The organism is Mycobacterium sp. IDUB_1 (assembly GCF_055419625.1).
Window position 1 is genome coordinate 192,634 of sequence record NZ_JBVAYA010000007.1, and the last position, 26,765, is coordinate 219,398.

The 26,765-nt window shown below is 69.4% G+C and carries 25 protein-coding genes and 1 pseudogene; 11 read left to right on the top strand and 15 right to left on the bottom strand.

Annotated elements, in window-relative coordinates; translation table 11 throughout:
- Positions 1-84: 84 nt before the first annotated feature.
- Entirely contained in the window at positions 85-474 is a 390-nt protein-coding gene (locus ACZYYX_RS28740; RefSeq protein WP_463818227.1) for a polyketide cyclase / dehydrase and lipid transport, read from the bottom strand.
- A 95-nt stretch (positions 475-569) separates the two neighbouring features.
- Between ACZYYX_RS28740 and ACZYYX_RS28745 the strand changes: the two genes are divergently transcribed.
- Positions 570-2,381, top strand: coding sequence for an AMP-dependent synthetase/ligase (locus ACZYYX_RS28745; RefSeq protein ID WP_463818289.1), 1,812 nt, complete (start codon positions 570-572; stop codon positions 2,379-2,381).
- Here ACZYYX_RS28745 and ACZYYX_RS28750 read toward each other — a convergent pair.
- The 4 genes from ACZYYX_RS28750 to ACZYYX_RS28765 form a co-directional block, all read right to left on the bottom strand.
- On the bottom strand, positions 2,378-3,523 hold the full coding sequence (locus tag ACZYYX_RS28750; protein WP_463818228.1) for a glycosyltransferase family 4 protein: 1,146 nt from the start codon (positions 3,521-3,523) through the stop codon (positions 2,378-2,380). The two genes, ACZYYX_RS28745 and ACZYYX_RS28750, sit on opposite strands and share 4 nt — an antisense overlap.
- Positions 3,520-4,335 carry a peptidase gene (locus ACZYYX_RS28755; RefSeq protein WP_463818229.1) on the bottom strand — a complete coding sequence of 272 codons (816 nt, stop codon included), beginning with the start codon at positions 4,333-4,335 and terminating at the stop codon, positions 3,520-3,522. Before ACZYYX_RS28755 ends, ACZYYX_RS28750 begins: the two co-directional genes overlap by 4 nt.
- A complete protein-coding gene (gene ripC, locus ACZYYX_RS28760) occupies positions 4,304-5,446 on the bottom strand; it encodes a peptidoglycan hydrolase RipC (RefSeq protein ID WP_463818230.1) in 1,143 nt (380 codons plus the stop codon). The genes ACZYYX_RS28755 and ripC overlap by 32 nt, the downstream gene beginning before the upstream one ends.
- A gap of 152 nt (positions 5,447-5,598) precedes the next feature.
- Positions 5,599-5,844: a hypothetical protein gene (locus tag ACZYYX_RS28765; RefSeq protein WP_463818231.1), complete on the bottom strand. Its 246-nt coding sequence runs from the start codon at positions 5,842-5,844 to the stop codon at positions 5,599-5,601.
- Between the two features lie 153 nt (positions 5,845-5,997).
- Here ACZYYX_RS28765 and ACZYYX_RS28770 point away from each other — a divergent pair.
- Positions 5,998-7,788: pseudogene (locus ACZYYX_RS28770) on the top strand (DEDD exonuclease domain-containing protein); the annotation flags it as partial.
- On the opposite strand, the gene trpD reads toward ACZYYX_RS28770, so the two are convergent.
- On the bottom strand, positions 7,726-8,808 hold the full coding sequence (trpD, locus tag ACZYYX_RS28775; RefSeq protein WP_463818232.1) for an anthranilate phosphoribosyltransferase: 1,083 nt from the start codon (positions 8,806-8,808) through the stop codon (positions 7,726-7,728). The pseudogene ACZYYX_RS28770 and the gene trpD overlap by 63 nt on opposite strands.
- A 68-nt stretch (positions 8,809-8,876) precedes the next feature.
- Here trpD and ctaE point away from each other — a divergent pair, with 68 nt between their 5' ends.
- The 4 genes from ctaE to qcrB are packed head-to-tail and all read left to right on the top strand — an operon-like array spanning position 8,877 to position 13,256.
- Positions 8,877-9,488, top strand: coding sequence for an aa3-type cytochrome oxidase subunit III (ctaE, locus tag ACZYYX_RS28780; RefSeq protein WP_335330519.1), 612 nt, complete (start codon positions 8,877-8,879; stop codon positions 9,486-9,488).
- Positions 9,489-9,535: 47 nt separating this feature from the next.
- A complete protein-coding gene (gene qcrC / locus ACZYYX_RS28785) occupies positions 9,536-10,348 on the top strand; it encodes a cytochrome bc1 complex diheme cytochrome c subunit (protein ID WP_463818233.1) in 813 nt (270 codons plus the stop codon).
- On the top strand, positions 10,345-11,565 hold the full coding sequence (gene qcrA, locus ACZYYX_RS28790) for a cytochrome bc1 complex Rieske iron-sulfur subunit (RefSeq protein ID WP_463818234.1): 1,221 nt from the start codon (positions 10,345-10,347) through the stop codon (positions 11,563-11,565). Before qcrC ends, qcrA begins: the two co-directional genes overlap by 4 nt.
- Positions 11,562-13,256: a cytochrome bc1 complex cytochrome b subunit gene (qcrB, locus tag ACZYYX_RS28795; RefSeq protein ID WP_463818235.1), complete on the top strand. Its 1,695-nt coding sequence runs from the start codon at positions 11,562-11,564 to the stop codon at positions 13,254-13,256. The genes qcrA and qcrB overlap by 4 nt, the downstream gene beginning before the upstream one ends.
- A 108-nt stretch (positions 13,257-13,364) precedes the next feature.
- Here qcrB and ACZYYX_RS28800 read toward each other — a convergent pair whose 3' ends face one another.
- The 4 genes from ACZYYX_RS28800 to ctaC form a co-directional block, all read right to left on the bottom strand.
- On the bottom strand, positions 13,365-13,982 hold the full coding sequence (locus ACZYYX_RS28800; RefSeq protein WP_463818236.1) for a DUF2561 family protein: 618 nt from the start codon (positions 13,980-13,982) through the stop codon (positions 13,365-13,367).
- 5 nt (positions 13,983-13,987) lie between these two features.
- A complete protein-coding gene (locus ACZYYX_RS28805) occupies positions 13,988-14,851 on the bottom strand; it encodes an MmpS family transport accessory protein (protein WP_463818237.1) in 864 nt (287 codons plus the stop codon).
- Between the two features lie 179 nt (positions 14,852-15,030).
- Positions 15,031-15,450, bottom strand: coding sequence for a cytochrome c oxidase subunit 4 (locus ACZYYX_RS28810; RefSeq protein ID WP_335330525.1), 420 nt, complete (start codon positions 15,448-15,450; stop codon positions 15,031-15,033).
- A gap of 8 nt (positions 15,451-15,458) precedes the next feature.
- Positions 15,459-16,484: an aa3-type cytochrome oxidase subunit II gene (gene ctaC / locus ACZYYX_RS28815; protein ID WP_463818238.1), complete on the bottom strand. Its 1,026-nt coding sequence runs from the start codon at positions 16,482-16,484 to the stop codon at positions 15,459-15,461.
- Positions 16,485-16,654: 170 nt separating this feature from the next.
- Here ctaC and asnB point away from each other — a divergent pair, with 170 nt between their 5' ends.
- Entirely contained in the window at positions 16,655-18,586 is a 1,932-nt protein-coding gene (gene asnB / locus ACZYYX_RS28820) for an asparagine synthase (glutamine-hydrolyzing) (protein WP_463818239.1), read from the top strand.
- On the opposite strand, the gene ACZYYX_RS28825 is transcribed toward asnB, so the two are convergent.
- Positions 18,583-19,557 carry a carbohydrate kinase family protein gene (locus ACZYYX_RS28825; RefSeq protein ID WP_463818240.1) on the bottom strand — a complete coding sequence of 325 codons (975 nt, stop codon included), beginning with the start codon at positions 19,555-19,557 and terminating at the stop codon, positions 18,583-18,585. The two genes, asnB and ACZYYX_RS28825, sit on opposite strands and share 4 nt — an antisense overlap.
- A 192-nt stretch (positions 19,558-19,749) precedes the next feature.
- Here ACZYYX_RS28825 and ACZYYX_RS28830 point away from each other — a divergent pair, with 192 nt between their 5' ends.
- A complete protein-coding gene (locus tag ACZYYX_RS28830; protein ID WP_463818241.1) occupies positions 19,750-20,418 on the top strand; it encodes an Rv0361 family membrane protein in 669 nt (222 codons plus the stop codon).
- 1 nt (position 20,419) lies between these two features.
- Here the strand turns inward: ACZYYX_RS28830 and ACZYYX_RS28835 are convergent, their stop codons facing one another.
- A complete protein-coding gene (locus tag ACZYYX_RS28835) occupies positions 20,420-20,797 on the bottom strand; it encodes a HesB/IscA family protein (protein WP_463818242.1) in 378 nt (125 codons plus the stop codon).
- A gap of 111 nt (positions 20,798-20,908) precedes the next feature.
- Positions 20,909-21,970 (bottom strand): glycerate kinase family protein, encoded by a 1,062-nt coding sequence (locus tag ACZYYX_RS28840; protein WP_463818243.1) that lies wholly within the window; start codon positions 21,968-21,970, stop codon positions 20,909-20,911.
- An 80-nt stretch (positions 21,971-22,050) separates the two neighbouring features.
- Between ACZYYX_RS28840 and ACZYYX_RS28845 the strand changes: the two genes are divergently transcribed.
- From ACZYYX_RS28845 to ACZYYX_RS28855, 3 genes are read left to right on the top strand one after another with little or no spacing between them, the layout of a single operon-like run.
- Positions 22,051-22,731, top strand: a complete 681-nt coding sequence (locus ACZYYX_RS28845) for a DUF3043 domain-containing protein (RefSeq protein ID WP_463818244.1) — start codon at positions 22,051-22,053, stop codon at positions 22,729-22,731.
- Between the two features lie 8 nt (positions 22,732-22,739).
- Entirely contained in the window at positions 22,740-23,783 is a 1,044-nt protein-coding gene (cobT, locus tag ACZYYX_RS28850) for a nicotinate-nucleotide--dimethylbenzimidazole phosphoribosyltransferase (RefSeq protein ID WP_463818245.1), read from the top strand.
- A gap of 2 nt (positions 23,784-23,785) precedes the next feature.
- Positions 23,786-24,517, top strand: coding sequence for an adenosylcobinamide-GDP ribazoletransferase (locus ACZYYX_RS28855; protein WP_463818246.1), 732 nt, complete (start codon positions 23,786-23,788; stop codon positions 24,515-24,517).
- Here the strand turns inward: ACZYYX_RS28855 and ACZYYX_RS28860 are convergent.
- A complete protein-coding gene (locus tag ACZYYX_RS28860; protein ID WP_463818247.1) occupies positions 24,514-25,617 on the bottom strand; it encodes a branched-chain amino acid aminotransferase in 1,104 nt (367 codons plus the stop codon). The two genes, ACZYYX_RS28855 and ACZYYX_RS28860, sit on opposite strands and share 4 nt — an antisense overlap.
- Before the next feature lie 32 nt (positions 25,618-25,649).
- Positions 25,650-26,747 (bottom strand): glycine cleavage system aminomethyltransferase GcvT, encoded by a 1,098-nt coding sequence (gene gcvT, locus ACZYYX_RS28865; RefSeq protein ID WP_463818248.1) that lies wholly within the window; start codon positions 26,745-26,747, stop codon positions 25,650-25,652.
- Between the last annotated feature and the right edge of the window lie 18 nt (positions 26,748-26,765).

Here is a 26,765-nt window from a genome sequence, read left to right on the forward strand (position 1 = left end):
TCCTTCCGGTGCTGAGCCGAGCCGCACATCCCCCGCCGTTGGCGGCGAATCTACCCTCCCGACGCCTGGTATAGCCGCTATCGCTCAGGCCAACCGCGACACGCCGACAGGGCGGCCCGCCTCCAGCGTCTGTTTCACTTCGAACGCCATCGCCTTGCCCGCCACCCGCCGCTGATGATTCATCTTCGCGAGGTTCATCTTTTCCAGCTCCCAGGCCGCAGCGCCCGACGGCTCGGCGTGCATGAAGTAGTGCAGCACCACCCCGTCGAGCACCTTCTCCAACCAGATCTCCATGGAACCCGTCAGTGCACCCGTCACCGTCCAGCGGTGACCCAGCTCGCCGCGGTCCTCGACCACGGTGAGCCGCAGATCCGGCCACCAGCGGGCCCAGCTCGCCGGGTCGGCGACAGCGGCACCCACCGCCGCGGGATCCGCGGCGACGAACGTCTCGTCCGCGATCTGGATGCTGTTCATGACTGTCCACCTTCACACATGCTCCGGTGCCGCCTCAGTGGGGCCGACTACTCTGTACACGGCATAGCGGCATGTCAAGCGAGAGGGCATTCATCGTGCGCGAGTACACCGAACCGGCATCGTTCACCGTCGGCGAACACGACAACGTGGCAGCTGCGGTGTACCAGCACGAGACCGCCGATCCCGACCACGTGATCTTCCAGCGACTGGTCGGCGGCCAGTGGACGGATGTGACGTGCCGACAGGCAGCTCAGCAGATCCGTTCGGCAGCAAGAGGTTTGATCGCCGAAGGGGTGCAGCCCGGGGACCGGGTGGCGGTGCTGTCGGCAACCCGCTACGAGTGGGTGATCCTCGACTACGCGATCCTGTCGATCGGCGCGGTCACCGTACCCATCTACGAGACGTCCTCGGCCGACCAGGTGCAGTGGGTGCTCCAGGACTCCGGCGCCGTGCTGGCGTTCGTGGAGACCGACGCGCACGCGCAGACGGTCAAGGAACTGCAGGCCACCCTCTCCCATGGCCTTCCCGACCTCCGTAAGGTCTTCACGATCGACTCCGCGCCCTCGGCGCTCGATCAGCTGGCCGACGCCGGCGCGGCCACCGATGCTGCGGAGGTCGACCGCCGCCGCGACGCCATCGTCTCCAGCGATCCCGCCACGCTGATCTACACCTCGGGCACCACCGGCAGGCCCAAGGGGTGCCAGCTCACCCACGCCAACCTGCTCTCCGAAAGCCGCGGCGCCGCCCATTGCTTCCCGAGCCTGCTGCGCAAGGGCGGGCGGCTGCTGGTGTTCCTGCCGCTGGCCCACGTGCTCGCCCGGGCCCTGTCGATGACCGCCTTTGCCAACGGTGTCACCGTCGGCTACACGAGCGACATCAAGAATCTCGTGCCGATGTTCGGCCAGTTCAAGCCGACGGTCATCGTGTCAGTGCCCCGCGTGTTCGAAAAGGTGTACAACACAGCCGAACTCAACGCTCGCGAGGGCGGCAAGGGGGCGATCTTCGCCCGCGCCGCCGAGACCGCGATCGAGTGGAGCACGGCGCAGGACACGGGCGGCGCCGGCCTGCTGTTGCGCGCCAAGCACGCGCTGTTCGACCGTCTGGTCTACGGCAAACTGCGGGCAGCCATGGGCGGGGACTGCACCGCATCGATCTCCGGTGGCGCACCGCTGGGCGCACGGCTCGGCCACTTCTACCGCGGGATCGGCCTGACCATCTACGAGGGCTACGGCCTCACCGAGACCAGCGCGGCGATCACCGCCAACCGCATCGGCCAGCTGAAGGTCGGCACCGTCGGAAAGTTGTTGCCCGGCAACAGCATGGCGATCGCCGAGGACGGCGAGCTGCTGGTGCGCGGCGGTGTGGTGTTCGACGGGTACTGGCGTAACGAGACCGCGACCGCCGAGGCGATCGTCGACGGCTGGTTCCACACCGGTGATCTCGGCAGCGTCGACGGTGACGGGTTCCTGTCGATCGTGGGCCGCAAGAAGGAGATCATCGTCACCGCGGGCGGCAAGAACGTCGCACCCGCAGTGCTCGAGGATCAATTGCGTGCGCACCCGCTGATCAGTCAGGCGATGGCCGTCGGCGATGCGAAGCCGTTCATCGCGGCGCTGATCGCGATCGATCCCGAAGCGTTCGAGGGGTGGAAGCAGAGTCACGGCAAGCCGGCCGGCGCGTCGGTGGGCGAGCTGGCCGAGGACCCCGACCTGACTGCCGAGATCGACGCCGCGGTGAAGAAGGCCAACCAGGCGGTGTCGAAGGCCGAAGCGATACGCAAGTTCCGCATCCTGCCGTTGGACTTCACCGTCGAGACCGGGGAGCTCACCCCGACGCTGAAGGTGAAGCGCAAGGTCGTCGCCGAGAAATTCGCCGCGGAGATCGAAGCGCTCTACGCCAAGAGTTAGAGCAGCCGCGCCAGCCGCGCGGCCTGCATCTGCCACTGCCAGTTCTCGACGGCCCAGGTGCGCCCGGCTGCGCCCATCGCCGCAGCCCGGGTGCGGTCGGCGAGCAGATCACCGACCGCCGCGGCGATAGCGCCGACGTCCCAGCCGTCGACCACCAACCCCGTCTCCCCGTCGACCACCGTCTCCGGCGCGCCGCCTGAGCGGCCTGCCACCACCGGCACGCCGGTCGCCGACGCCTCCAGGTACACGATGCCCAGGCCCTCGACGTCCAGCCCGGCGCCGCGGGTGCGGCACGGCATCGCGAACACGTCGGCCATCGCGTGGTGGTCCGGCAGTTCCTCTCCCGGCACCCCACCGGTGAACACCACGTGCTCGGCCACTCCGAAACTGTGGGCCAGCCGCTGCAGCGTGGTGCGATACGGCCCGCCGCCGACGATCACCAGTGCAGCGCCGGGCACCCGGTCACGGATCGTGGGCAACGCCCGGATCAGCATGTCCTGACCCTTGCGCGGCACCAGCCGCGAGACACACACGATCACGGGCCGATTTCCGAGGCGGTAGCGGGCGCGCAGTTCGGCGCGGGCCACCTCGTTAGGGGCGAACCGGTCGACGTCGACTCCGGGCGGTACGTGCTCGAGAGCCGCGTTGCGCCCGAACGCCGCGGCGAACCTGCGCCGTGTGTAGGCGCTGATGTAGGTCACCACATCAGTGTCGTTTCCGATGCGCCGCAATGCTGTTCGCGCAAGCGGGAGCATCGACCAGCCCACCTCGTGCCCATGTGTGCTGGCGATGACGCGGCGCGCACCGGCGGCGCGCGCCAGCGGCGCCAGCAGCGCGAGCGGCGCCGCGGCACCGAACCAGACAGTGTCGATGTCGTGCTCGGAGATCAACCGCCGCATCCGCCACGCGACGCTGGGCTCGGGCAGCATCAGCGTCGTGGGGTGACGCACGACCTGGTAGCCGGACACCGCGGCCACCGCGTCGTAGTCCTCGGCGCCCTTCCACGTCGGGGCGTACACCGTCAACGCCTCCACCGACGAGCCGGGCGAACCCACGAGATGGTCGACGAGCGCCTCCAGGTAGGACTGGATGCCTCCGCGACGCGGCGGATAGTCGTTGGTGACGAGCAGGACGCGGCTCATGCGGGCAGGTCGATCCCGAGCACCGTGCGCACCGCGGTCGCGGCGTCCGGATGGCCGGGGGCGCACGCCGCGACGTAGAGCTCCCGCAACCGGGGCGGACCGTAGGTCTGCGCGACAAAGGTGGCGAATGACCAAGCGCGGTCGTAGGCCTGCGACCGGTCGGGGCCCGGCGTGCTCAGCTCCGCGTCCGTGGGCAGCCGCGCGGGCGCGTCGACGCGGCCCGTGGGCGCCGGTCGGCCGACGTAATCGGCCACCCCCTCGGTCAGCCACACCGGGGCGTCCGCCGCCGTGGCGGAGCGTGCGGCGTAGTGAAAGAGCTCATGGCGCAGCACGATTCGCAGATCGTCGGCATTCATCGCGCTGGCTGCGGGCGAGAACGTGATGCGTTCGGCGGTGGTGGTCGCGGCGGTGTCCGGGCCCGCGCCGGCGAGTGCGGCGAACTGCTCCGGCGAGCCGGCCACGACGATCGGGATGTCCTTCGGCCACTGTGGGCCCCAGAAGATCGTGACGGCCTGTTCGGCCGCGGGAAGTTCAGCGGCGATCCGGTCGAGCAGCGGCGCCGCGCCGCCGCCGAGGTCGATCAGCTGGGCTCTGCGACCGTCCGGAGTGGTGAGGGTGCGTAGTGCGGGAGAATCCGCCGTCGATTCACCCGAGGCCGACGGCGGAGCCGCCAGAGCAGGTGCTGTGGGCGCCGTGGGGTAAGCGCCGCCGATCACCAGGACGGCGCACAGAGCTTCAGCACACAGGAGCGCCGCGAGACGGTGCCGCGAGCGGGCCCGATCAGTAGCGGCGGACGTTGTAGATCGGCGCATTGTCCACCGGAGCGACTCGCACCGGCGTGCCGTAGGTGGACGCATGCACCATCATGCCGTCACCGATGTAGATGCCGACGTGTGAGGCATCCGAGTAGTAGGTGACGAGATCGCCAGGCTGCATCTGATCGCGCGACACCGGCTGTCCGCCTGCAGCCAGCGCCTGGCTGGAGTGCGGCAGCGAGATGCCCGCCTGCTGGAAGGACCACATCACCAGACCGGAGCAGTCGAAGGCGCTCGGGCCGGCAGCGCCCCACGAGTACGGCGAGCCGATCCGGCTCAGTGCAGCCTGGATCACGGTGGTCGCTTCGGGAGACCCGGGCGGGGCGATATCGCCGGGGGGGACCGCTCCTGGCAACGGCGGCGCGGGCGGAGCGGCGAGCACTGCCGGGTCCTGACCAGGTGCAGGCGGGGCCGGTGGCGCCGCGGCAGGCGGGACGGGCGGGGCCGGCGGCATGGCGGCCAGCGCCTCGCGCTGAGGCGGAGTCAGCGCGTCGTACTGCGACTTGACGACGGCGATCTGCACCTGGAGCTGGCTCTGCTTGGACTGCAGGTCGGCACGCACGGCAGCGGCCTGTTCCGCGGCGGTCTTGGCCTCCGAGGCCGACACCGCCGACGCCTTCTCTGCGTCCTGGGTCTGCTTGCCCACCTCGAGATAGCGCGACATCTGCGCCGACATCTCGTGGGCCATCACGCGCTGGATCGACAGTTGGTCGATCAGGCCCTGCGGCGAGGACGCCGTCAGCATGGCCTGGAAACCGGACGGCCGCCCTCCCATGTACTGGGCGGCGGCCAGATCGTCGACCTTGCGCTGGAAGTCGGCCAGCTGCGCTTTGGCGGAGTCCACCGCCGCAACATCGTTGGCGTGCTTGACTTCTGCGGCCTGCTGGATCTCCAGCTTCTTGTTCAGGTCGAGCTGCGCGGAGTGCATGGCCTCCGTCGTCTGCTCGGCCTGGCGCGACAACTCGTTCAGTTTGGTCAGCGCGTCACTGGCCGGGTCGGCGTAGCCGGTACCCACAGCGAGCGCGCCGGCAACTGCCACCGAGGCCAGGGCACTGATTGCGGGTCGCCAGAAACGGCTCATGCTCCGATGCGCGCGGTCGAGCGTCAAGATTTATGCGTCCTTCAACTGGCGTTACGAGCCGTCTCGAACTCTCTTAGGTCTCAGACAGGTTACGAAACGGCATCGGCCTTGTCCAACAGGAGACGCAAATTTAACAGTTACTCCTGTGAAGGATGGGACGGCGGTGACGCCACGCACCGTCAGGCAACTCCCGGCGTCCCGTGCCGATGCAGCGGAACGAGCCTCAATCGCGGCGCCAGGCCCACGTCAGCGAGGACTTCCAGGGCGCGCTGCTCGTCCACCAGCAAATTTTCGGGAATTCCGAGAAGCACGCTGACGACGCAGTCCTGGCAGCCCGGTCCGCGCACCGCGCAGTCGTCGCAGTCGATGGTCACCGTGCCGGAATCGCCGGCGTCCTCGTCCTGTCGTGGCTGGTCATAACCCATGGCCTTGGTCCTCTCAGTCGCAGTCAGGGGCACGGTATCGACAGTGACCGACAAGTGAGGGCGACCGACAAGCGAGGGCGACCGACAAGTAAGGGCGACCGACTCCCGCGTGGCTGTCGACGACTTGTCGGCCCACCGTCCTACGGTCAGCGCATGGGTCAGCTGAGCTTCGCCGATGTCGATCCGGCGGCCGACCTGACGCTGCGCGAGACCACCTTCGTCGTCGTCGACCTGGAAACCACGGGAGGACGGTCCAGCGGCGAGCACCACGACCAGATCACCGAGATCGGTGCGGTCAAGGTGCGCGGGGGCGAGGTTCTCGGCGAGTTCGCCACCCTGGTCGACCCGGGCCGGGCCATCCCGCCGCAGATCGTCGCGCTGACCGGCATCACCACCGCTATGGTCTACGACGCGCCGCGCATCGACGAGGTGCTGCCCGCGTTCCTCGAATTCGCGCGCGGCGCGGTGCTGGTCGCCCACAACGCCGGTTTCGACGTCGGGTTCCTGCGCGCGGCCGCCGAGCGCAACAACGTCCCGTGGCCCAAGCCGCCGGTGCTGTGCACGGTGCGGCTGGCACGCCGGGTACTGACCCGCGACGAGGCGCCCAGCGTGCGCCTCTCAGCGCTCGCGCAGCTGTTCGGGGCGGACACCACGCCCAACCACCGCGCGCTGGCCGATGCCCGGGCCACGGTCGACGTCCTCCACGGCCTGATCGAGCGGGTGGGCAATCAGGGCATCCAGACCTACACCGAGCTGCGGTCCTACCTGCCCGACGTGACCCCGGCCCAACGCCGCAACCGCCGCCTGGCCACGTCTGTGCCGCACGCCCCAGGGGTGTACCTGTTCCGCGGGCCGTCGAACGAGGTGCTCTACGTCGGCACCGCCAAGGACCTGCGGCGCCGGGTGAATCAGTACTTCACCGGGGCGGACCCCCGCACCCGGATGAAGGAGATGGCGTCGCTGGCCACCGGCGTCGACCACGTCGAGTGCGCCCACGATCTGGAAGCCGGCGTGCGCGAACTCCGTCTGCTGGCCGCGCACGCACCCCCGTACAACCGCCGCTCCAAGTTCCCGCACCGCTGGTGGTGGGTGGCCCTCACCGACGAGGCGTTCCCCCGCTTCTCCGCGGTGCGCAGCCCGCGCACGGACACCGCGATCGGTCCGTTCCGCGCCCGCGCCGACGCCGTCGACGCGGGCGCACTGATCGCCCGGTTCACCGGCATCCGAACCTGCACCAAGCGGCTCTCCCGCAGCGCCACGCACGGGCCTGCGTGCCCCGACGTCGAGGTCTCCCCCTGCCCCGCCGAGCGCGGCATGAGCGCCGGAGACTACGCCGCCGCGGTCGAAGCAGCCCACGCGCTGATCGACGGACACAGCGGCGAGGTGATCGGCGACATCCTGGCCCACATCGACGATCTCGCGCAGCGGCACCGCTACGAGACCGCGGCCCGGATGCGGGACCGGGCGTCCGCTGCCATCGACGTGCTCTGGCGCGGCCAGCGGCTGCGCGCACTGTCGGCGATCAGCGAACTGATCGCGGCACGGCCCGACGGCGAGCGTGGATGGCATCTGGCCGTGATCCGGCACGGCCAACTCGCCGCCGCCGGCGTGGCACCTCGCGGAGTGCCACCGATGCCTGTGGTCGAGGCCCTCTGCGCGGCCGCCCAGACCGTACTGCCGAGCGCGGCCCCGCACGGCGGCGCACTGATCGAGGAGATCGCGCTCATCGCGCGCTGGCTGACCCACCCCGGTGTGCGGATCGTGCGCACCGACACCGGGTACTGCTCGCCGGTCGGCGCCGCCGGACGTTGGGCCGGGTGGGCGGCGTCGGCACGCTCGGCCCGGGTCGCTGCCGAGCAGCTCGCCGAGCAGTTCGACTCCTCAGAGCTCCTGAGTGAACCGAGCCCAACGCGCGAGCAGCTGTTCGGCCGCCCCGGAGTCGATCGCCTCCTTGGCGCGAGCGAGCCCGGACTCCCACGCCGGGACCCACTTGGCGTCGCTGGATAGGCCGGCGTGGGACACCAGAGCCCCGGCGGCGTTGAGCAGCACGGCGTCGCGCACCGGGCCGCTCGCCCCGCCCAGGACCGCGCGGGCCTCGGCGGCATTGGACTCGGCGTCCCCGCCGACCAGCTCGGAGATGTGCGCGCGGGCGAAGCCGAACGCGGCCGGGTCGAAGCGCAGCCTGTCCACGGTGCCCGCCTGCACCCGCCAGATGGTGCTCGTCGTCGTCGTGGTCAGCTCGTCGAGACCGTCGTCCCCGTGCACCACCAGCACGCTGGACCCGCGGGTCGCGAACACCTCGGCCATCACCTCCGCAAGCTCGGCCCACGCGCAGCCGATCAACCCGGCGCGCGGTCCGGCCGGGTTGGTCAGAGGCCCGAGCAGGTTGAACACCGTCGGCACCCCGATCTCGCGGCGGGCCACCCCGGCGTGCCGGTAGGACGGGTGGAACTGCGGGGCGAAGGCGAACCCGATGCCCACCTCGGCGACACAGCGTGCGACCTCGTCCGGTCCCAGATCGATGCGCACCCCGAGCGCCTCGAGCGTGTCCGCGCCTCCGGACAGCGATGTCGCCGCGCGGTTGCCGTGTTTGACCACTTTGACGCCGGCGGCGGCCACCACGATCGAGGCCATCGTCGACAAGTTGACGGTGTTCGCGCCGTCGCCTCCGGTGCCGACGACGTCGACGGTGTCGGTGCCGATCGTCTCGGTGGGCACGCGGTGGGCGTGCTTGAGCATGATGTCGGCGAGCTCGCCCACCTCGGCGGAGGTGGGTCGCTTCATCTTCATCGACACGCCGAAGGCGGCGATCTGCGCCGGCGTGGCGGCGCCGGTCATGATCTCGTCCATCGCCCAGGCCGCCTGCCCCGGCAGAAGGGACTGATCGGTGGTCAGTCGACCGAGGATCACCGACCACGTCGGGGCGGCCACAGACGAGTCGTGCGCAGCGGAAGCAGGAGTCACGACGCGATTATGACGAATTGCTCGACCCGGGTGGAGTTTGACAACTACAAAGCGTCATACTTGCACCTGTGACGAGCGCTGTAGGGACTTCGGGAACCGCCATCACGTCGCGTGTGCATTCGCTGAACCGTCCGAACATGGTCAGTGTTGGCACCATCGTGTGGCTTTCCAGCGAGTTGATGTTCTTTGCTGGCCTGTTCGCGATGTACTTCACGGCCCGCGCCCAGGCCGGCGGTGACTGGCCGCCCCATCCGACCGAGCTGAACCTCTATCTCGCCGTGCCGGTGACGCTGGTGCTGATCGCCTCGTCGTTCACCTGCCAGATGGGCGTTTTCGCCGCCGAGCGCGGCGACGTGTTCGGGCTGCGTCGGTGGTACCTGCTGACCTTCGCGATGGGCGCCTTCTTCGTCGCCGGTCAGGGCTACGAGTACTACCACCTGGTGCACGAGGGCACGACGATCCCCGGCAGCGCGTACGGCACCGTCTTCTATCTGGCCACCGGCTTCCACGGCCTGCACGTCATCGGCGGTCTGGTGGCATTCATCCTGCTGCTGCTGCGCACCAGGATGAGCAAGTTCACCCCGGCGCAGGCCACCGCCGCGATCGTGGTCTCGTACTACTGGCACTTCGTCGACATCGTCTGGATCGCCCTGTTCGCCGTCATCTACTTCGTCCGATGACGGATTCGACGAGCACGCCGGGCAGCCCGCAGAAAAGAAGGGGTTCGATGACAAGCAAGTCCAAGCGCCGGTTGCGCCGGCGCGTCTCGGCGGCACTGTTGCTGCTGATCGGACTGGCAGTGGCAGGTGGCCTGGCGGCCACGTTCACGCCGACGCCGCAGGTGGCTGTCGCCGACGAGTCCGCCTCGGCGATGCTGCGCACCGGCCAACAGCTCTACGAGACGTCGTGTGTGTCCTGCCACGGAGCGAACCTGCAGGGTGTGGCCGACCGCGGTCCGAGCCTGATCGGTGTCGGCGAGGCCGCCGTGTACTTCCAGGTGGCCACCGGCCGCATGCCCGCGATGCGCGGCGAGGCGCAGGCGATGCGCAAGGATCCCGCCTTCGACGAGGCGCAGATCGACGCGCTGGGTGCCTACGTCCAGGCCAACGGCGGCGGCCCCGTCGTCCCGCGCGACGAGAACGGCGCGATCGCTTCGCAGTCGCTGATCGGCAACGACGTCGCCCGCGGTGGCGACCTGTTCCGGCTGAACTGCGCCTCCTGCCACAACTTCACCGGCAAGGGCGGCGCCCTGTCGTCGGGCAAGTACGCGCCCGATCTGGGTGAAGCCGCAGCGGTGCCCGCACAGGTCTACACCGCGATGCTGACCGGCCCGCAGAACATGCCGAAGTTCTCGGACCGCCAGCTGTCCCCTGACGAGAAGCGCGACATCGTCGCCTACGTGAAGGAAGCGGCCGAGACGCCGACGCCCGGTGGTCTCGGGCTGGGCGGCTTCGGGCCCACCTCCGAGGGCATGGTCGCGTGGATCATCGGCATGGTGGCCATCATCGCGGCCGCCCTCTGGATCGGAGCACGGGCATGAGCGACGCCACCAGCACCCACGAGAACACCGGCAAGGGCACTGATTCGCCCGGTCAGCAGGGTGAAGCGGGACAGCCCACCGACGCGCAGCTCGCCGAGATGTCTCGCGAGGAGCTGCTCGAACTCGGCGGCAAGCTCGACGGCGTCGAGATCGTCTACAAGGAGCCGCGCTGGCCCGTCCCGGGCACCAAGGCCGAGAAGCGCGCCGAGCGCACCGTCGCCTATTGGCTTCTGTTCGCCGGCTTCTGCGGTCTGGCACTGCTGCTGATCTTCTTGTTCTGGCCGTGGGAATACAAGCCGTTCGGCTCCGAGGGCGAGTGGCTGTACGCCCTGACGACGCCGCTGTACGGCCTGACGTTCGGCCTGTCGGTCCTCGCGATCGGTGTCGGCGCAGTGCTGTTCCAGAAGAAGTTCATCCCCGAGGAGATCTCGATCCAGGAGCGCCACGACGGCGCCTCCCCCGAACTGCACCGCCGCACCGTCGCCGCCAACCTCGGTGACGCCCTGGAGGGCTCGACGCTGAAGCGGCGCAAGCTGATCGGGCTCTCCCTCGGCATCGGGTTCGGCGCGTTCGGGCTCGGCACCGCGGTGGCCTTCATCGGTGGTCTGATCAAGAACCCGTGGAAGCCCGTCGTGCCGACGGCCGAGGGCATGAAGGCCGTCCTGTGGACGTCGGGGTGGACGCCCCGCTACAAGGGCGAGACCATCTACCTGGCGCGCGCCACCGGTCAGCCCGGCGAGTCGCCGTTCGTCAAGATGCGCCCGGAGGACATCGACGCCGGCGGCATGGAAACCGTGTTCCCGTGGCGCGAATCCGACGGCGACGGCACCACCGTCGAGTCCGAGCATCACCTGTTCGAGATCGCGATGGGTGTGCGCAACCCGGTCATGCTCATCCGTATCCGACCCGGCGACATGTCGCGCGTGGTCAAGCGGCAGGGCCAGGAGAGCTTCAACTTCGGCGAGCTGTTCGCCTACACCAAGGTGTGCTCCCACCTGGGCTGCCCGTCGTCGCTGTACGAGCAGCAGACCTACCGGATTCTGTGCCCGTGCCACCAGTCGCAGTTCGACGCGCTGCACTTCGCACGGCCCATCTTCGGACCGGCGGCCCGCGCGTTGGCGCAGCTACCGATCACCATCGATCAAGAGGGCTACCTTGTAGCCAACGGTGATTTCATCGAACCCGTCGGACCGGCATTCTGGGAGCGCAAGTCATGAGCCCACGACCCAACATGGCCGAGATCGCCGCCAAGCAGGGCGAAGCGATCGACTCGCGATACCACCCGTCGGCTGCGGTCCGCCGCCAGCTCAACAAAGTGTTCCCGACCCACTGGTCGTTCCTGCTCGGTGAGATCGCGATGTACAGCTTCATCGTGCTGCTCCTCACCGGTGTGTGGCTCACGCTGTTCTTCGATCCGTCCATGGCACACGTCACCTACGACGGCGTCTATCAGCCGCTGCGCGGCGTCGGGATGTCGCGGGCGTACGAGACGGCGCTCGACATCAGCTTCGAGATCAGGGGCGGTCTGTTCGTCCGGCAGGTGCACCACTGGGCGGCGCTGCTGTTCGCCGCGTCGATCATGGTCCACCTGGCACGCATCTTCTTCACCGGCGCGTTCCGCCGGCCGCGCGAGGCCAACTGGGTGATCGGCTCGTTGCTGCTGATCCTGGCGATGTTCGAGGGCTTCTTCGGTTACTCGCTGCCCGACGACCTCCTCTCGGGTACCGGTATCCGCGCCGCGCTGTCGGGCATCACGATGGGCATCCCGGTCGTCGGTACCTGGATGCACTGGGCGCTGTTCGGCGGTGACTTCCCGGGTGAGATCCTGATCCCCCGCCTCTACGCGCTGCACATCCTGCTGATCCCAGGGATCATCCTGGCGCTGATCGGTGTGCACCTCGCCCTGGTGTGGTTCCAGAAGCACACGCAGTTCCCGGGCCCCGGCCGCACCGAGACCAACGTCGTCGGCGTTCGCGTCATGCCGGTGTTCGCGGTGAAGTCCGGCGCGTTCTTCGCCGTCACCGTCGGCATCCTCGGCCTGATGGGTGGCCTGCTGCAGATCAACCCGATCTGGGTGCTGGGGCCCTACAAGCCGTCGCAGGTGTCAGCGGGTAGCCAGCCGGACTTCTACATGATGTGGACCGACGGACTCATCCGACTCTGGCCGGCGTGGGAGTTCTACCCCTTCGGCCACACCATCCCGCAGGGCGTGTGGGTGGCGCTGGGCATGGGCCTGGTGTTCATGCTGCTGATCGCCTACCCGTTCCTGGAGAAGAAGTTCTCCGGCGACGACGCCCACCACAACCTGTTGCAGCGCCCGCGTGACGCACCGACGCGCACGGCGATCGGGTCGGCAGCGATCGCGCTGTACATCGTGCTGACCTTCGCCTGCATGAACGACATCATCGCGCTGAAGTTCCACATCTCGCTGAACGCGACGACGTGGATCGGCCGCATCGGCATGGTGGTGCTGCCGGCGATCGTGTACTACCTCGCCTACCGCTGGGCGGTGGCCTTGCAGCGCAGCGACCGCGCGGTGCTCGAGCACGGCATCGAGACGGGCATCATCAAGCGGCTGCCGCACGGTGCCTACATCGAGTTGCACCAGCCGCTGGGTCCGGTCGACGAGCACGGTCACGCCATCCCGCTCGAGTACCAGGGCGCGGCTCTGCCGAAGCGCATGAACAAGCTCGGCTCGGCGGGCGCTCCCGGCTCGGGCAGCTTTCTCAGCGCAGATCCCGCGTCCGAGCGCGATGCGCTCGCCGAGGCGGCCCACGCGGCCGAGCATCGGGCTCTCACGGCGCTGCGTGAGCGGGTCGGCCACAACGGCTCGAACGGTCACGGATCGAACGGCCACGGGTCGTCGAACGGCCACTCCAACGGGTCGTCCGACAACGGTCATCACTGATCAGACACCAACGACGATGCGCCCCGGCTCCGGCCGGGGCGCATCGTTTTGTGCGGGCGCGGATACAGGCTCGGATTCGGGCTGCGCTCCGGGGCTGATCCGAGGCGATCAGGCGTCGGTGTGGCTCCGTAGCTCGCGCAGGAAGTACACCGGGAGACCGACCATCGCGACGGTGACGACGCCGGCGGCCCCGTAGAACACCCAGGACGTCACGTCGTTGTCGACGGCCATCAGGTAGGTCGCGGTCCCGATCAGCACGTAGGCAACGCCCATCGCGCAGCCGATCGAGGCAGCGCAGCGCAGCGTCAGCTGTTCGACCAGCGGAGAGGATGCCGCACTGGGAGTGACGACGGGCGGGGCGACAGCGCGGATCTTCTCGGTGGGCGCTTCGGCAGCCCGTGGCGGTGCACTCCCCTGCCCGCCGGCGGCCGCCGTCGGACGCGGTGTCGACTCGTGGGGCTCCCGGTCGCCGCGCGCATCGCGGCGGGCCCGCAGCAGCAGCGGAACAGCGGCGAGGATCACCGCAGCGGACACGCCGATCACGACGTAGAGAAACCAGGGTGTCCCGGAGTCCCCTGTCGACGCGGTGCGGCCGCCGCCGAGGTTGACCAGCGCCACCGTCGCGGCGACGCCGGCCCCCAGGGCGGCGAGCCAGGCGGCCGCGCAGCCGCCGAGCAGGATGCGGTCGGTGCGGTCCGGGGTGTAAAGAGCAGCGGGGGTCGTCATACCGGCTAGCAGTTGGTCTGGGCGGTGTTGTTGGTGTTCGAGGACAACACCGTGCCGTCGCTTGTGGTGATCGAGCAGTTCAGCCGGCTGACCAGGAAAAGGCTGGACGCTTGCACGGAGCCCACCTCGGACTGTGAGATCGGGGTGACCGTCAGCGACCACGGGATGTAGACGTTGCGCTGGGTGCGGCTGCGGCCGGAGGCATCGGTGTAGGTCACCGTGATGATGTCGCCGGGCGCCTTGGTGCCTGTCACGGAGTACGTGACCTGGCGTGGGCCTGCCCGCGTCGTGGTGGGCGGCGGGGGCGGCGCTTCGGTCGTGGTCGGCGGCGGGGGCGGAGGCTCCTCGGTGCTCGGCGGTGGCGGCGGCGGTTCGGTGACCGTCACCGTCTCCGGCGGGGGTGGAGGCGGTTCCTCGGTGGTCGGCGGCGGAGGCGGCGGGGGTGGCGGCGTCGTGGTGGTGATCTCGTCCTGCACGGGCGGCGGCGGCGCACTGGTGGTGGTCTCTGGCGTCGCGAGGTTGTCCGTGTCGGTGCGCGTCACCAGGACCGACACCGACACCACCAGCGCGATGGCGGCGATGATCGCGACGACGCCGACGACCCAGGGCCACCGCGGCGGATCGGGGGTCTCCCCGGCATCGGCCGGCGCGTCGTAGCTGTCGTAGTCGTAGAGCGATGATTCGGCGGGAACGTAGGGCGCGCTGACGAACTGTTCGGATTCCGGCGCGGAGTACGCCTGCGAGTACTGGTCGGTCGCACCGGTGCCGGACGCGCCGGCGTCACTGTCCGGGGTGAGACCCGAGACGTCCTGTGTCGGTTCGTCGGCTGAAGACCGGTCGCCCGGCTCGTCGCCTCTAGGCCCGCTCATGTGCGTCAATCCTTCTCAGCCAGCTTCTCGGGCGCCGATCACCGCCGATGGCGGCTCGCGGTGCGCCGGCAACACTACCCAACCGGGATGGCGCGGTGCGGGACAGGAAGGCGGTCACTGGCCAACTCATGCCGGATTGTGACCTTGCCCCGGACAGCGGCACGCAACGCCGAGGATGGCTAGTGCTTCTCGGGCCCGGTGTGGTACTCGAAGACAAGACCGGACACCGTGGTGAGCACGAAGCAGACACCCGCGACGATGAGCCACGGCAGCCACAGCGCCATGCCCACGGCGGTGACCGAGGCCGACAGCGCGATCATGACCGGCCACCAGCTGTGCGGGCTGTAGAAGCCCAGTTCGCCTGCGCCGTCCGCGATCTCGGCATCTTCGTAGTCCTCGGGGCGGGTGTCCAGCCGGCGGGCGACGAAGCGGAAGAACGTGCCGGTGATCAGCGTCAGGCCCGTGGTCAGGGCCAGTGCCGTGGTACCGGCCCACTCCACGCCGCCGGTGGCGAACAGCGCGGTGAGCACCGCGTACACAACTGTCGCCAGCGCGAAGAACGCCGTGAGGAACTCGAACAACCGGGCTTCGATATGCATGTGCTGTCCTACCTGCTCGCCTGGGGCGCCTGCTCACCGCGGCGCGTGTCGAACGGCTTGGTGGTGGTCGCGACCGGCGACTGGTTGATCGCCTGCAGCGCCTCGGCGTTGGTCTTACCGGCGATGCGCTGATCCATGTAGGCCTTGAAGTCGTTGGGCTCCACGACACGCAGCTCGAAGTTCATCATCGAGTGGTAGGTGCCGCACATCTCGGTGCAGCGGCCCACGAACGCACCGGTTTGATTGATCTCGCTGACCTGGAAGATGTTGTCGGAGTTGTTCGCCTTGGGGTCCGGCAGTACGTCGCGCTTGAACAGGAACTCCGGCACCCAGAAGCCGTGGATGACGTCGGCCGAGGCGATCTGGAACTCGATGCGCTTACCGGCCGGCACCACCAGCACCGGGATCTCGGTCGACGAACCGAGCGTCTCGACCTTGTCGAAGTTCAGGTAGGTGCGGTCCTCCGGGTTGAGGCCCCGGATCGCGCCGACGCGCTCCTCGCCGTTCTCGTAGGTGCCCTCCGGCTTGGAGGTCATGGCCTCTTTACGGGCGTTGTCGACGCCGTCGTAGGTGAAGGTGCCGTCACCGAAGTTGATCTTCTGGTAGCCGAATTTCCAGTTCCACTGGAAGGCGGTGACGTCGACGACGACCTCGGGATTGGGGTCCTTGTGCAGCATCTTCTCCTGCACGACGACGGTGAAGTAGAACAGCACCGAGATGATGAGGAACGGGGTGACCGTCAGCGCGAGTTCGAGCGGCATGTTGTAGCCGAACTGGCGGGGCAGTTCCTGCTCGCCCTTCTTTTTGCGGTGGAACACCACGGTCCAGAACAGCATCACGTAGACGATCGCGCCGACGACGAGCGCGGCGATCATGGAACCGATCCACAGCTCACGATTCAGGTGAGCTTCCGGGGTGATGCCCTTGGGCCATCCCAGGGCGAGAGCATCGGACCAGCTGCACCCACTGAGCAGGACCGTCGTCCCCCCCAGGAGCAGGGACAATGCCACCAACTTCAGGCCACGAGCGGGCACGTTGGCGCCTCCTACCAAGTCGATCGACCGCCGGACGGTCAGACGGCTGCATTGAATACTACGCAGCGTAGACCACGCTTCCCGCGCAGTTCCATGCGACCGGACCAATGTCAGGAAGTGCCCACACACGCCTGTCCGAGAGCGCGCGCGACATTAGGCATACTGACGCCGTGTGCGGACTGTTGGCGTTGGTGACCGATCCTGGCCATGAGGTCTCCCCCAGCCTCGTCGAGGCCGTCTCCGGCGCCAGCCATCTGATGCGCCATCGGGGCCCCGACGAGCCGGGGACCTGGAACGACGACCGTGTGGTGCTGGGCTTCAACCGCCTGTCGATCATCGACATCGCCCACAGCCACCAGCCGTTGCGCTGGGGGCCGGCCGAGGCGCCGGAACGCTATGCGCTGGTGTTCAACGGCGAGATCTACAACTACCTCGAACTGAGGGAGGCGTTGCGCGCCGAGCACGGCGCGGTCTTCCACACCGACGGTGACGGCGAGGCCATCGTGGCCGCCTTCCACTACTGGGGCGCCGAGGCGCTCACGCGGTTGCGCGGCATGTTCGCGTTCGCGCTGTGGGACACCGTCACCGAGGAGCTCTTCTGCGCCCGCGACCCGTTCGGCATCAAGCCGCTCTACATGGCCACCGGCCCCGGCGGCACCGCCGTCGGCAGTGAGAAGAAGTGCCTGCTCGACATCGCCGGGCAGCTGGGCATCGATCTGAGCATCGACAAGCGGGCCGTGCAGCACTACACCGTGCTGCAGTACGTGCCGGAGCCCGAGACGCTGCAGCGCGGTGTACGCCGGCTGGAATCGGGCAGCTATGCGCGGGTGCGGCCCGGTGCCGCGCCGGAGGTGACGCGGTACTTCACCCCGCGTTTTGCCCCGGTGCCGTTCGCGGCGGGCAGCGAACAGACCCGCTACGACGAGATCACCGCGGTGCTCGAGGACTCGGTGGCCAAGCACATGCGTGCCGACGTGACGGTCGGGGCGTTCCTGTCGGGCGGCATCGACTCCACGGCGATCGCGGCGCTGGCGATGCGGCACAACCCGCGGCTGATCACGTTCACGACGGGCTTCGAACGTGCCGGCTTCTCCGAGGTCGACGTCGCCGTCGCCTCGGCGGAGGCGATCGGCGCCCGGCATGTGACGAAGGTGGTGAGCCAGGCCGAATTCGTCGAGGCACTGCCCGAGATCGTCTGGTACCTCGACGAGCCGGTGGCCGACCCCGCCTTGGTGCCGTTGTTCTTCATCGCCCGCGAGGCGCGCAAGCACGTCAAGGTGGTGCTCTCGGGTGAGGGTGCCGACGAGTTGTTCGGCGGCTACACGATCTACCGAGAACCGTTGTCGCTGAAGCCGTTCGACTATCTGCCACGCGGACTGCGCAAGTCCGTCGGCCGGATGGCCGGTCCGCTGCCCGAGGGCATGCGGGGCAAGAGTCTGCTGCACCGCGGGTCGCTGACGCTCGAGGAGCGCTACTACGGCAATGCGCGCAGCTTCTCCGACGCGCAGCTGCGGGCGGTCCTGGCGCGGTTCCGCCCCGAGTGGACGCACACCGACGTGACCGCGCCGGTGTATGCGCAGTCGGCCGGTTGGGATCCGGTGGCGCGGATGCAGCACATCGACCTGTTCACCTGGCTGCGCGGCGACATCCTGGTCAAGGCCGACAAGATGACGATGGCGAACTCACTGGAGCTGCGGGTGCCGTTCCTGGATCCCGAGGTGTTCGCGGTCGCGTCCCGGTTGCCGTATGACCAGAAGATCACCCGGTCGACGACGAAGTACGCCTTGCGCAGGGCGCTGGAGCCGGTCATTCCCGCGCATGTGCTGCACCGTCCGAAGCTGGGCTTCCCGGTGCCCATCAGGCACTGGCTGAGGGCCGGCGAGCTGCTGGACTGGGCGTACGCGATGATCGCGTCGTCGGGCGCGGGCGAGATGATCGACCTGGCGGCGGTGCGGGCGATGCTCGACGAGCACCGGATGGGCGGCGCCGATCACAGTCGCCGGCTGTGGACGGTGCTGATCTTCCTGCTGTGGCACGCGATCTTCATCGAGAACAGCGTGACGCCGACGATCAGCGAGCCGACCTACCCCGTACAGCTCTAGGCGAGCGCCTGAGCGATCTCGCGGCCCGCCTCGTCGCCGTAGGCATCGTTCAGCCGCGCGATCGCGTCGTCCCGGTCCCACGTCCACTCCTGCGGACCCGGCGCCTCGAGCACCAGCGTCGCGACCAGCGAGGCCAGCTGCGCGGCCCGCTCCAGCGACAACCCTGCGTCGCGGCCGGTGAGGAACCCCGCACGGAACGCGTCGCCGATGCCCGTCGGGTCTTCGCGGCGCCGCTCGGGCACGACGTCGACGTGGACGAACGTCCCGTCCCGACCGACCAGGTCGACACCCTTCTCGCCCAGCGTGGTGACCCGCAGCTGGATCTGCTGCATCACCTCGGCCTCCGACCAGCCGGACTTCTGCAGCAGCAGGTCCCACTCGTAGTCGTTGGTGAACAGGTACGTGGCGCCGTCGATCAGCCGCCGGATCTCGTCGCCGGAGAGGCGGGCCAGCTGCTGGCTCGGGTCAGCTGCGAACGCCAGGCCCAGCGCGCGGCATTCCTCGGTGTAGAGGAACATCGCCTCGGGGTCGTTCGCCCCGATGATCACCAGATCTGGTGTGCCGGTGCGGGATACGACATCGGCGAGCTTGATGTTGCGAGACTCCGACATGGCGCCGGGGTAGAACGACGCAATCTGCGCCATGTCTTCGTCGGTGGTGCAGACGAACCGGGCGGTGTAGGCGGAGTCCGACACCAGCACCGCATCGCAGTTGACGCCCGCCGCGGTCAGCCACTCGCGGTAGTCGTCGAAGTCGGCACCGACCGCACCGATCAGCGTCGGCCGGCCACCCAGGACGCCCATCGCGAAGGCCATGTTCCCGGCGACGCCACCCCGGTGCATCACCAGATCGTCGACGAGGAAGCTCAGCGACACCTTCTGCAGGTGGTCGGCCAGCAATTGCTCGGAGAAGCGGCCGGGAAAGCGCATCAGATGATCGGTGGCGATCGATCCGGTCACGGCAATGGTCACGCAGCTACACCCTTCGTGAAGTCGTCAGACACCCTAGTCGGGCCTCGTCGGCGGAGTCTTCGCCGGCCGGAGCAGCCTGCGCACGTGCGCTAACCTGCCTATGAGTGCCCCTACTGGGCCACTGTAGAGGCAACACAATCCCTGAACGCAATCCACAGACTGCAACCCACCGACCTGCCCGGGAGTTCATGTATGACTGGTCCCTACCCGCCCCACTACGGAGCCGGACCAGCAGGACCGCAGGACTACCCCGCAGGTTACGGCCAGCCGCACCCGCAGGCGCAGCCCCAGCCCTACCCCGATTCCGGCTTCGCCGCCGCCTATCCGGGCGCGCTGCCGCCGCCGGTGCCCTACCCTCCGCGCAGACGGCGCTGGGTCGCGATCGTGGCGGCTGTCATCGCGGTGCTCGCGGTCGCGGGCGTGGTGACAGCGGTCGTTCTCACCCGCGGTGGCAGTGACGACTCCCCCGGCGGCGCGTTGACCGAGGCGTCGGCGCGCTCGGCGATCCAGAACTATCTCGATGCGCTGTCGGGCGGCGACGCCGAGACGGTGGCGCGCCACAGCCTGTGCGGATTGTTCGACGCGGTCAAGGAGCGCCGTTCGGATCTGGCGCTGGCGAGCCTGTCGAGCGACGCGTTCCGCAAGCAGTACAGCAGCGCGCAGGTGAGCTCGATCGACAAGATGGTGCTGTCGTCCCCGACGCAGGCCCAGGTGTTGTTCACGATGAAGGTGACACCGGAGAGCCGCTCCTCGAGCACCAGGCCCGCCGATGCCGACGAGCAGGCGATCGCTCAGCTGGTCTCGGTCGACAACGACGTGCTGGTGTGCTCCTACCTGCCGCGCACGGCAGGCCAGTACTAGATCAGTTGAAGGAGTCGCCGCAGGCGCACGAGCCAGTGGCGTTGGGGTTGTCGATGGTGAACCCCTGCTTCTCGATCGTGTCGACGAAGTCGATGCTGGCACCCTGCACGTAGGGAGCGCTCATCCGGTCCACCGTGAGGTTCACCCCGCCAAACTCGACGGTGAGATCACCGTCGAGGGTGCGGTCGTCGAAGAACAGGTTGTAGCGCAAGCCCGCGCAGCCACCCGGCTGCACCGCGATCCGCAGTGCCAGGTCATCGCGACCCTCCTGGTCGAGCAGCGCTTTCGCCTTGCTCGCCGCGGCCTCCGTCAGGATCACGCCGTGTTGGGCGTCGGTGGCCTGCCCTGCCTGCACTGCCGACTCGTCCTGAACAGTCATGAATACTCCTGTGTGGATGTTCGTGGGTGAGGCCCCGAACGCCGTGACCCCACGCTTTCAACGGTACCTCGTTTGAACAGTATTCCCGCGGTCTGACCCCATTCTCCCCATCTACGTCCACGTGGCGGCGACCGCGGCAGCCAGGCTGGTGAGCTGCTCGGCCGCCTCGTCAATGGCCCGCCGCACCGACCCGGCGTGCTCGGCGATCGCGTGGGCTGCCGTGATTCCCGCGGCGCGGCGCTCCTGCTCCGACAGCGTGACCTGACCGGCCATGACGAGCACCGGCACGCCCCGGCGGCCTGCTCCCGCGGCCAGCGCGCTGACCACCTTGCCGTGCAGCGACTGATCGTCGAAACGCCCCTCACCGGTGATGACGAGGTCCGCCGCGTCGAGATCGGCGGCCAGGCCGGTGTGCTCGGCGATGATCGCGGCCCCGGATTCACGCCGCGCGCCCAGCGCGAGCAGCGCCGCCCCCAGACCGCCGGCCGCGCCCGCCCCCGGCTCGTCCCGAATGGCTCGGCCGGCGGCGTCGTCGAGATGCTGAGCCCACGCCGTCAGCCGGTCTTCGAGTGCGTCGACGGTGGCGGGATCGGCGCCCTTCTGGGGCCCGAACACCGTGGCCGCGCCTCGGGGGCCGAGCAGCGGGTGTTCGACGTCACTGGCGGCGATCAGGTCGACGTCGGCCAACAGATCGCGCGCGGCCGTGAGCCCGCCGAGCGCCTCGACCATGCCGCGTCCGCCGTCGGTGCTGCCGCTGCCGCCGAGCCCGACGACGATGCGGCGCGCCCCTGCCTCCAGCGCAGCGGCGATCAGCGTTCCGACCCCGCGGGTGTGGGCGTCCACGGCGGTACGCACCGTGGGACCGCCGCCGAGCAGCGCCAGTCCGCACGCCTGCGCGCATTCGATGTAGGCCGTCGCCGGCGGGCCCGAGTCGAACACCCAGTCGGCGTCGACGTCGACGGTCAGTGGCCCGCTGACCCGCGTGGTGCGACGCTCCCCCAGCCGGCTGGCCAGGACGTCGACGAAGCCGGGTCCGCCGTCGGACTGCGGCGCCAAGATGAGCTGATCGTCCGGCCGTGCGCTTTCCCATCCGGTCGCGACGGCGCGGGCCGCGGCGACCGCGGTGAGGCTGTCGCCGAAGGAGTCCGGCGCGATCAGGACGGTCCGGGTCATCTTCGGAAGATTAGGTCGCAGTCGGGGGTGCTGCACGGCGGGCTGGGTCGATCCGACCCGCGCGAAGTAACCTGGCACGTGTGAAACTGCTGGGCCGCAAGAACGACGACTCCGGGGATGATCGTCCGGGTTCGACCTCCACCCACGACACCGCCGCGGAGGCCGCGCAGAGTGGGCGCGTGACGACGGCGCCCAAGGGCAGGCCCACCCCGAAACGCAACGAGGCGAGCCGCCGCCGCGGACCGGTCGCGCCGGCGCCGATGACGAGCGCCGAGGCTCGCCGGCGCCGCAAGGAGCTGCGCGGCCCGAAGCTCTCCCGAGAGGAGCGCAAGGCCGAGAAGCTCGAGCGCCGCGCCACCATGTCGGAGCGCCGCGAGAAGATGATGGCCGGCGACGACTCCTACCTGCTGCCGCGGGACAAGGGCCCGGTGCGCCGCTACGTGCGTGATCTGGTCGACTCCCGGCGCAACATCCTCGGTCTGTTCATGCCGGCCGCGCTGGGGCTGATCCTGGTCATGCTGGCGGTGCCGTCGGTCCAGGTGCAGCAGATGATCTCCCCGGCGATGCTGGTACTGGTGCTGATCATGGTCGTCGACGGCATCTTCCTAGGCCGCCGGGCGAACCGAATGGTCGACCAGAAGTTCCCCGGCAACACCGAGTCCGGATGGAAGCTCGGCTTCTACGCCGCCAGCCGCGCGTCGCAGCTGCGGCGGATGCGCGCACCGCGCCCGCAGGTCGAGCGTGGCACGAAAATCGACTGACGCCGTCGGTGTCCTACTTCCCTGATATCGCCGCCCCAGATTCCGACGCAGCGGCCGCCGCACGGACCCGGCAGGCGCAGCTGACCAAACCCACCGGGGCGCTGGGGCGCCTCGAAGACCTCTCCGTGTGGGTGGCGTCGTGCCAAAGCGCTTGCCCGCCAGAGCAATTCCACCGTGCCAGGGTCGTGGTGTTCGCCGGCGACCACGGGGTCACCGCGGCGGGAGTATCGGCCTATCCGGCCGAGGTCACCGCGGCGATGATGGCCAATTTCGCCGCCGGCGGCGCCGCGGTCAACGTGCTGGCCTCCCTCGCCGACGCCGGAGTGCGCGTCGTCGACATCGCGGTCGACGTCGAGGAGCCGCTGTCGCCGGATGTCGGCGCGCACAAGGTGCGCCGCTCGAGCGGCAACATCGCCGTCGAGGACGCGCTGACGCCCGACGAGGTGGTCGCGGCCATCGAGGCCGGCAGACGCATCGCCGACGAGGAGGTCGACGCCGGCGCCGACCTCCTGATCGCGGGCGACATGGGCATCGGCAACACCACGCCGGCCACCACGCTGGTGGCCGCCCTGACCGGGGCGGAACCGGTTGCCGTGGTCGGCCGTGGCACCGGCGTCGACGACGCAGGCTGGGCGCGCAAGACCGCCGCGATCCGCGACGCGCTCTACCGCACCAAACGGCTGTCCGCGGATCCGATTGCGCTGCTTCGCATCTGCGGGGGTGCTGATCTCGCGGCGATGACGGGGTTCTGCGCCCAGGCCGCGCTGCGGCGCACCCCGGTGCTGCTCGACGGCGTGGTGGTGACCGCGGCGGCGTTGGCCGCCGAGCGGCTGGCGCCCGGCGCCCGGCTGTGGTGGCAGGCCGGGCACCGCTCCACCGAACCCGCGCACGGTATGGCGCTCACCGAGCTGGGGTTGACGCCGATCGTCGATCTCGGGATGCGCCTCGGCGAGGGCTCGGGCGCCCTGGTGGCGCTGCCGGTGCTGCGCGCCGCGGTCGCGACACTCGCATCGATGGCCACTTTCGAAGAGGCCGGGATCTCCGAGGGCTGACCGTGATCCGTTCACTGGCAGGCGCTTTCGCGTTCTCGACGATCCTGCCGGTTCCAGCCTCACGCACCGCGCTCGTCGGTCGCGGTGTGGTCACCGCGCTGCCCGTCGCCGGCGCAGCGTTGGGCGCGGTGGCAGCCGCGGTGCTGGCCGCAGGGTTCTGGGCGTTCGGCACAGGCAGTCCGCTGTCAGGTGCGCTGGTGGTGGCGACGCTGCTGCTGGGGACCCGCGGCCTGCACATCGACGGCCTCGCCGACACCACCGATGCGCTCGGCTGCTACGGCCCGCCTGAGCGAGCGCTCGCAGTGATGCGGGAAGGTACGGCGGGCCCGTTCGGGGTGGCCGCCGTGGCGGCGACGATCCTGATCCAGGGGCTTGCATTCGCGCAGGCGGGCTGGGCCGCCGTGGTCGTCGCGGTCATGGCGGGACGCGTCGCGGTGGTGCTGGCGTGCCGCCGTGGCGTGCCTGCGGCAGCGGGCAGCGCGCTGGGCGGCGCGGTCGCGGGGACACAACCGGCGTGGGTGCCGGGCCTGTGGGCCGTGGCTGCGGCGACCGCGGCCGCGCTGGTGTGTGATCGGCCGTGGCAGGGGGCGCTGGCGGTGCTGGCGGCGATCGCGTGCAGCACCCTGCTCGTCGCACACTGCGTGCGCCGGTTCGGCGGTATCACCGGCGACGTGCTGGGTGCCGCGGTCGAGGTGACGACGACGATCGCAGCCCTCGGCCTCGCGATCCGCTAGCCCAGTCGCGTCATCCAACCGTGGGTGTCGGCGAAGGTGCCGCGCTGGATGCCGGTCAGCGTGTCGCGCAGCGCCATGGTGATCTCGCCGGGTTCGCCGTCGGCGATCGTGAACTCGCCGTCGCTGTGCTTGACGTGGGAGACCGGGGTGATGACGGCGGCCGTGCCGCAGGCGAACACCTCGGTGATCTCGCCGGCCGCGGCCTTCTTCTGCCATTCGTCGACGTCGATCTTGCGCTCCTCGACCGCGAAGCCGGCGTCAGTAGCCAACTGCAGCAACGAGTCCCGCGTGATGCCGGGCAGCAGCGAACCCGACAGCTCGGGGGTGACCAGCCGCGCGGTGCCACCGCTGCCGAAGACGAAGAACAGGTTCATCCCGCCCATTTCTTCGACGTAGCGGCGCTCGATCGCGTCGAGCCACACCACCTGGTCGCAGCCGTGGTCGGCGGCTTCGGCCTGCGCGAGCAGCGACGCCGCGTAGTTGCCGCCGAACTTGGCGGCGCCGGTGCCACCCGGTGATGCCCGCACGTATTCGTGGGACAGCCACACGCTTACGGGCTTGATGCCGCGCGGGAAGTAGGCGCCGGCAGGTGAGCCGATGACCAGGTAGCGGTACTGGTCGGCGGGGCGCACACCCAGACCGGATTCGGTCGCGATGACGAACGGCCGCAGGTAGAGCGACTCCTCCCCGCCGGCCGGCGGCACCCACTGCCCGTCGACCGCGATGAGCTGGCGCAGTGACTCGAGGAACACCTCGGTCGGCAGTTCGGGTATCGCGAGCCGGCGCGCCGAGGTCTGCAGCCGTGCGGCGTTGGCCTCCGGCCGGAACGACACGATGGAGCCGTCGTTCCAGCGGTAGGCCTTCAGCCCCTCGAAGATCTCCTGCGCGTAGTGCAGGACGACCGCCGACGGGTCGAGCTCGATGGGCCCGTACGGCAGCACCCGGGCGTCGTGCCACCCCTGCTCGGCGGTGTAGTCGACCGACACCATGTGGTCGGTGAAGAACTTCCCGAAGCCGGGGTTGGCCAGCACCTGGGCCCGTACCTCGTCACTCGCCGGATTCGCGGTGCGATCGACGGTGAACGAGAGGCCTTCAGTCATGCAGGCGATTGTATAACCGCCTGGGAAGAGATTTATCGCGTGCGGGTGTCCACGAACGGGGGCTTGACCACCTCACACTCGACGGCGCGGCCCCGAACGTCCACCGTCACGCGGGCTCCGTCGGCGACGCCCGCGGCGGTGTCGATCAGCGCCAGCGCGATACCGACTTTGAGTGTGGGAGAAAACGTTCCGGACGTGGTGACGCCGATGGGGGTGTCACCGTCGAGCACGGTCAGCTCGCCGCGCAGCACGCCGCGACCGACGGCGCGCAGGCCGCGCAGCGTGCGCCGCGGCCCAGCCTCCTTCTCTGCGAGCAGTGCGTCACGCCCCCAGAAGGCGTCCTTCTTCCAGCCGACCGCCCATCCGCACCGCGCCTGCAGCGGCGAGATGTCGCGCGAGAGTTCGTGGCCGTGCAGCGGATAGCCCATCTCGGTGCGCAGTGTGTCGCGGGCACCGAGCCCGGCGAGCTCACCGCCGGCGGCCCGCACCTTCTCGACCAGTGCGTCGAACACCACTGCGGCCTCATCCCAGGTCGGCAGCAGCTCGTAGCCCTGCTCGCCGGTGTAGCCGGTGCGGCACACCCGCACGTCGACGCCGTTGAACACCGCGTCGGCGTACCCCATGTAGTCCATGTCGGTCGGCAGCCCGAGCCCCCCGACCACGTCGCCCGAGCGGGGCCCCTGCACGGCGAGCACCGCGCGTGACCGGTGCTCGTCGGTGACCGTCACCCCGGCGGGGGCGCGCTCGACCAGCGCGGCGACGACGTCGGCGGTGTTGGCGGCGTTGGGCACGAGGAAGATCTCGTCGTCGGAGACGTAGTAGGCGATGAGGTCGTCGATCACGCCGCCGTCGTCGGTGCAGCACAGCGTGTACTGCGCCTTACCCGGGCCGATGCGGCCCAGGTCGTTGGTGAACGCGGCGTTGACGTAGGAGGCCGAGCCGGGGCCGCTCACCAGCGCCTTGCCGAGGTGGCTGACGTCGAACAGGCCGACCGTCGTGCGGGTGGCGGTGTGCTCGGCGACGGTACCTGCGTAGGACACCGGCATGAGCCAGCCCCCGAATTCGGCGAAGGTGGCCCCGAGCTCGCGGTGCCGGTCTTCGAGCGGGCCGGTCAACGGTGTGTCACTCACGCCGAACCACACTAGTAG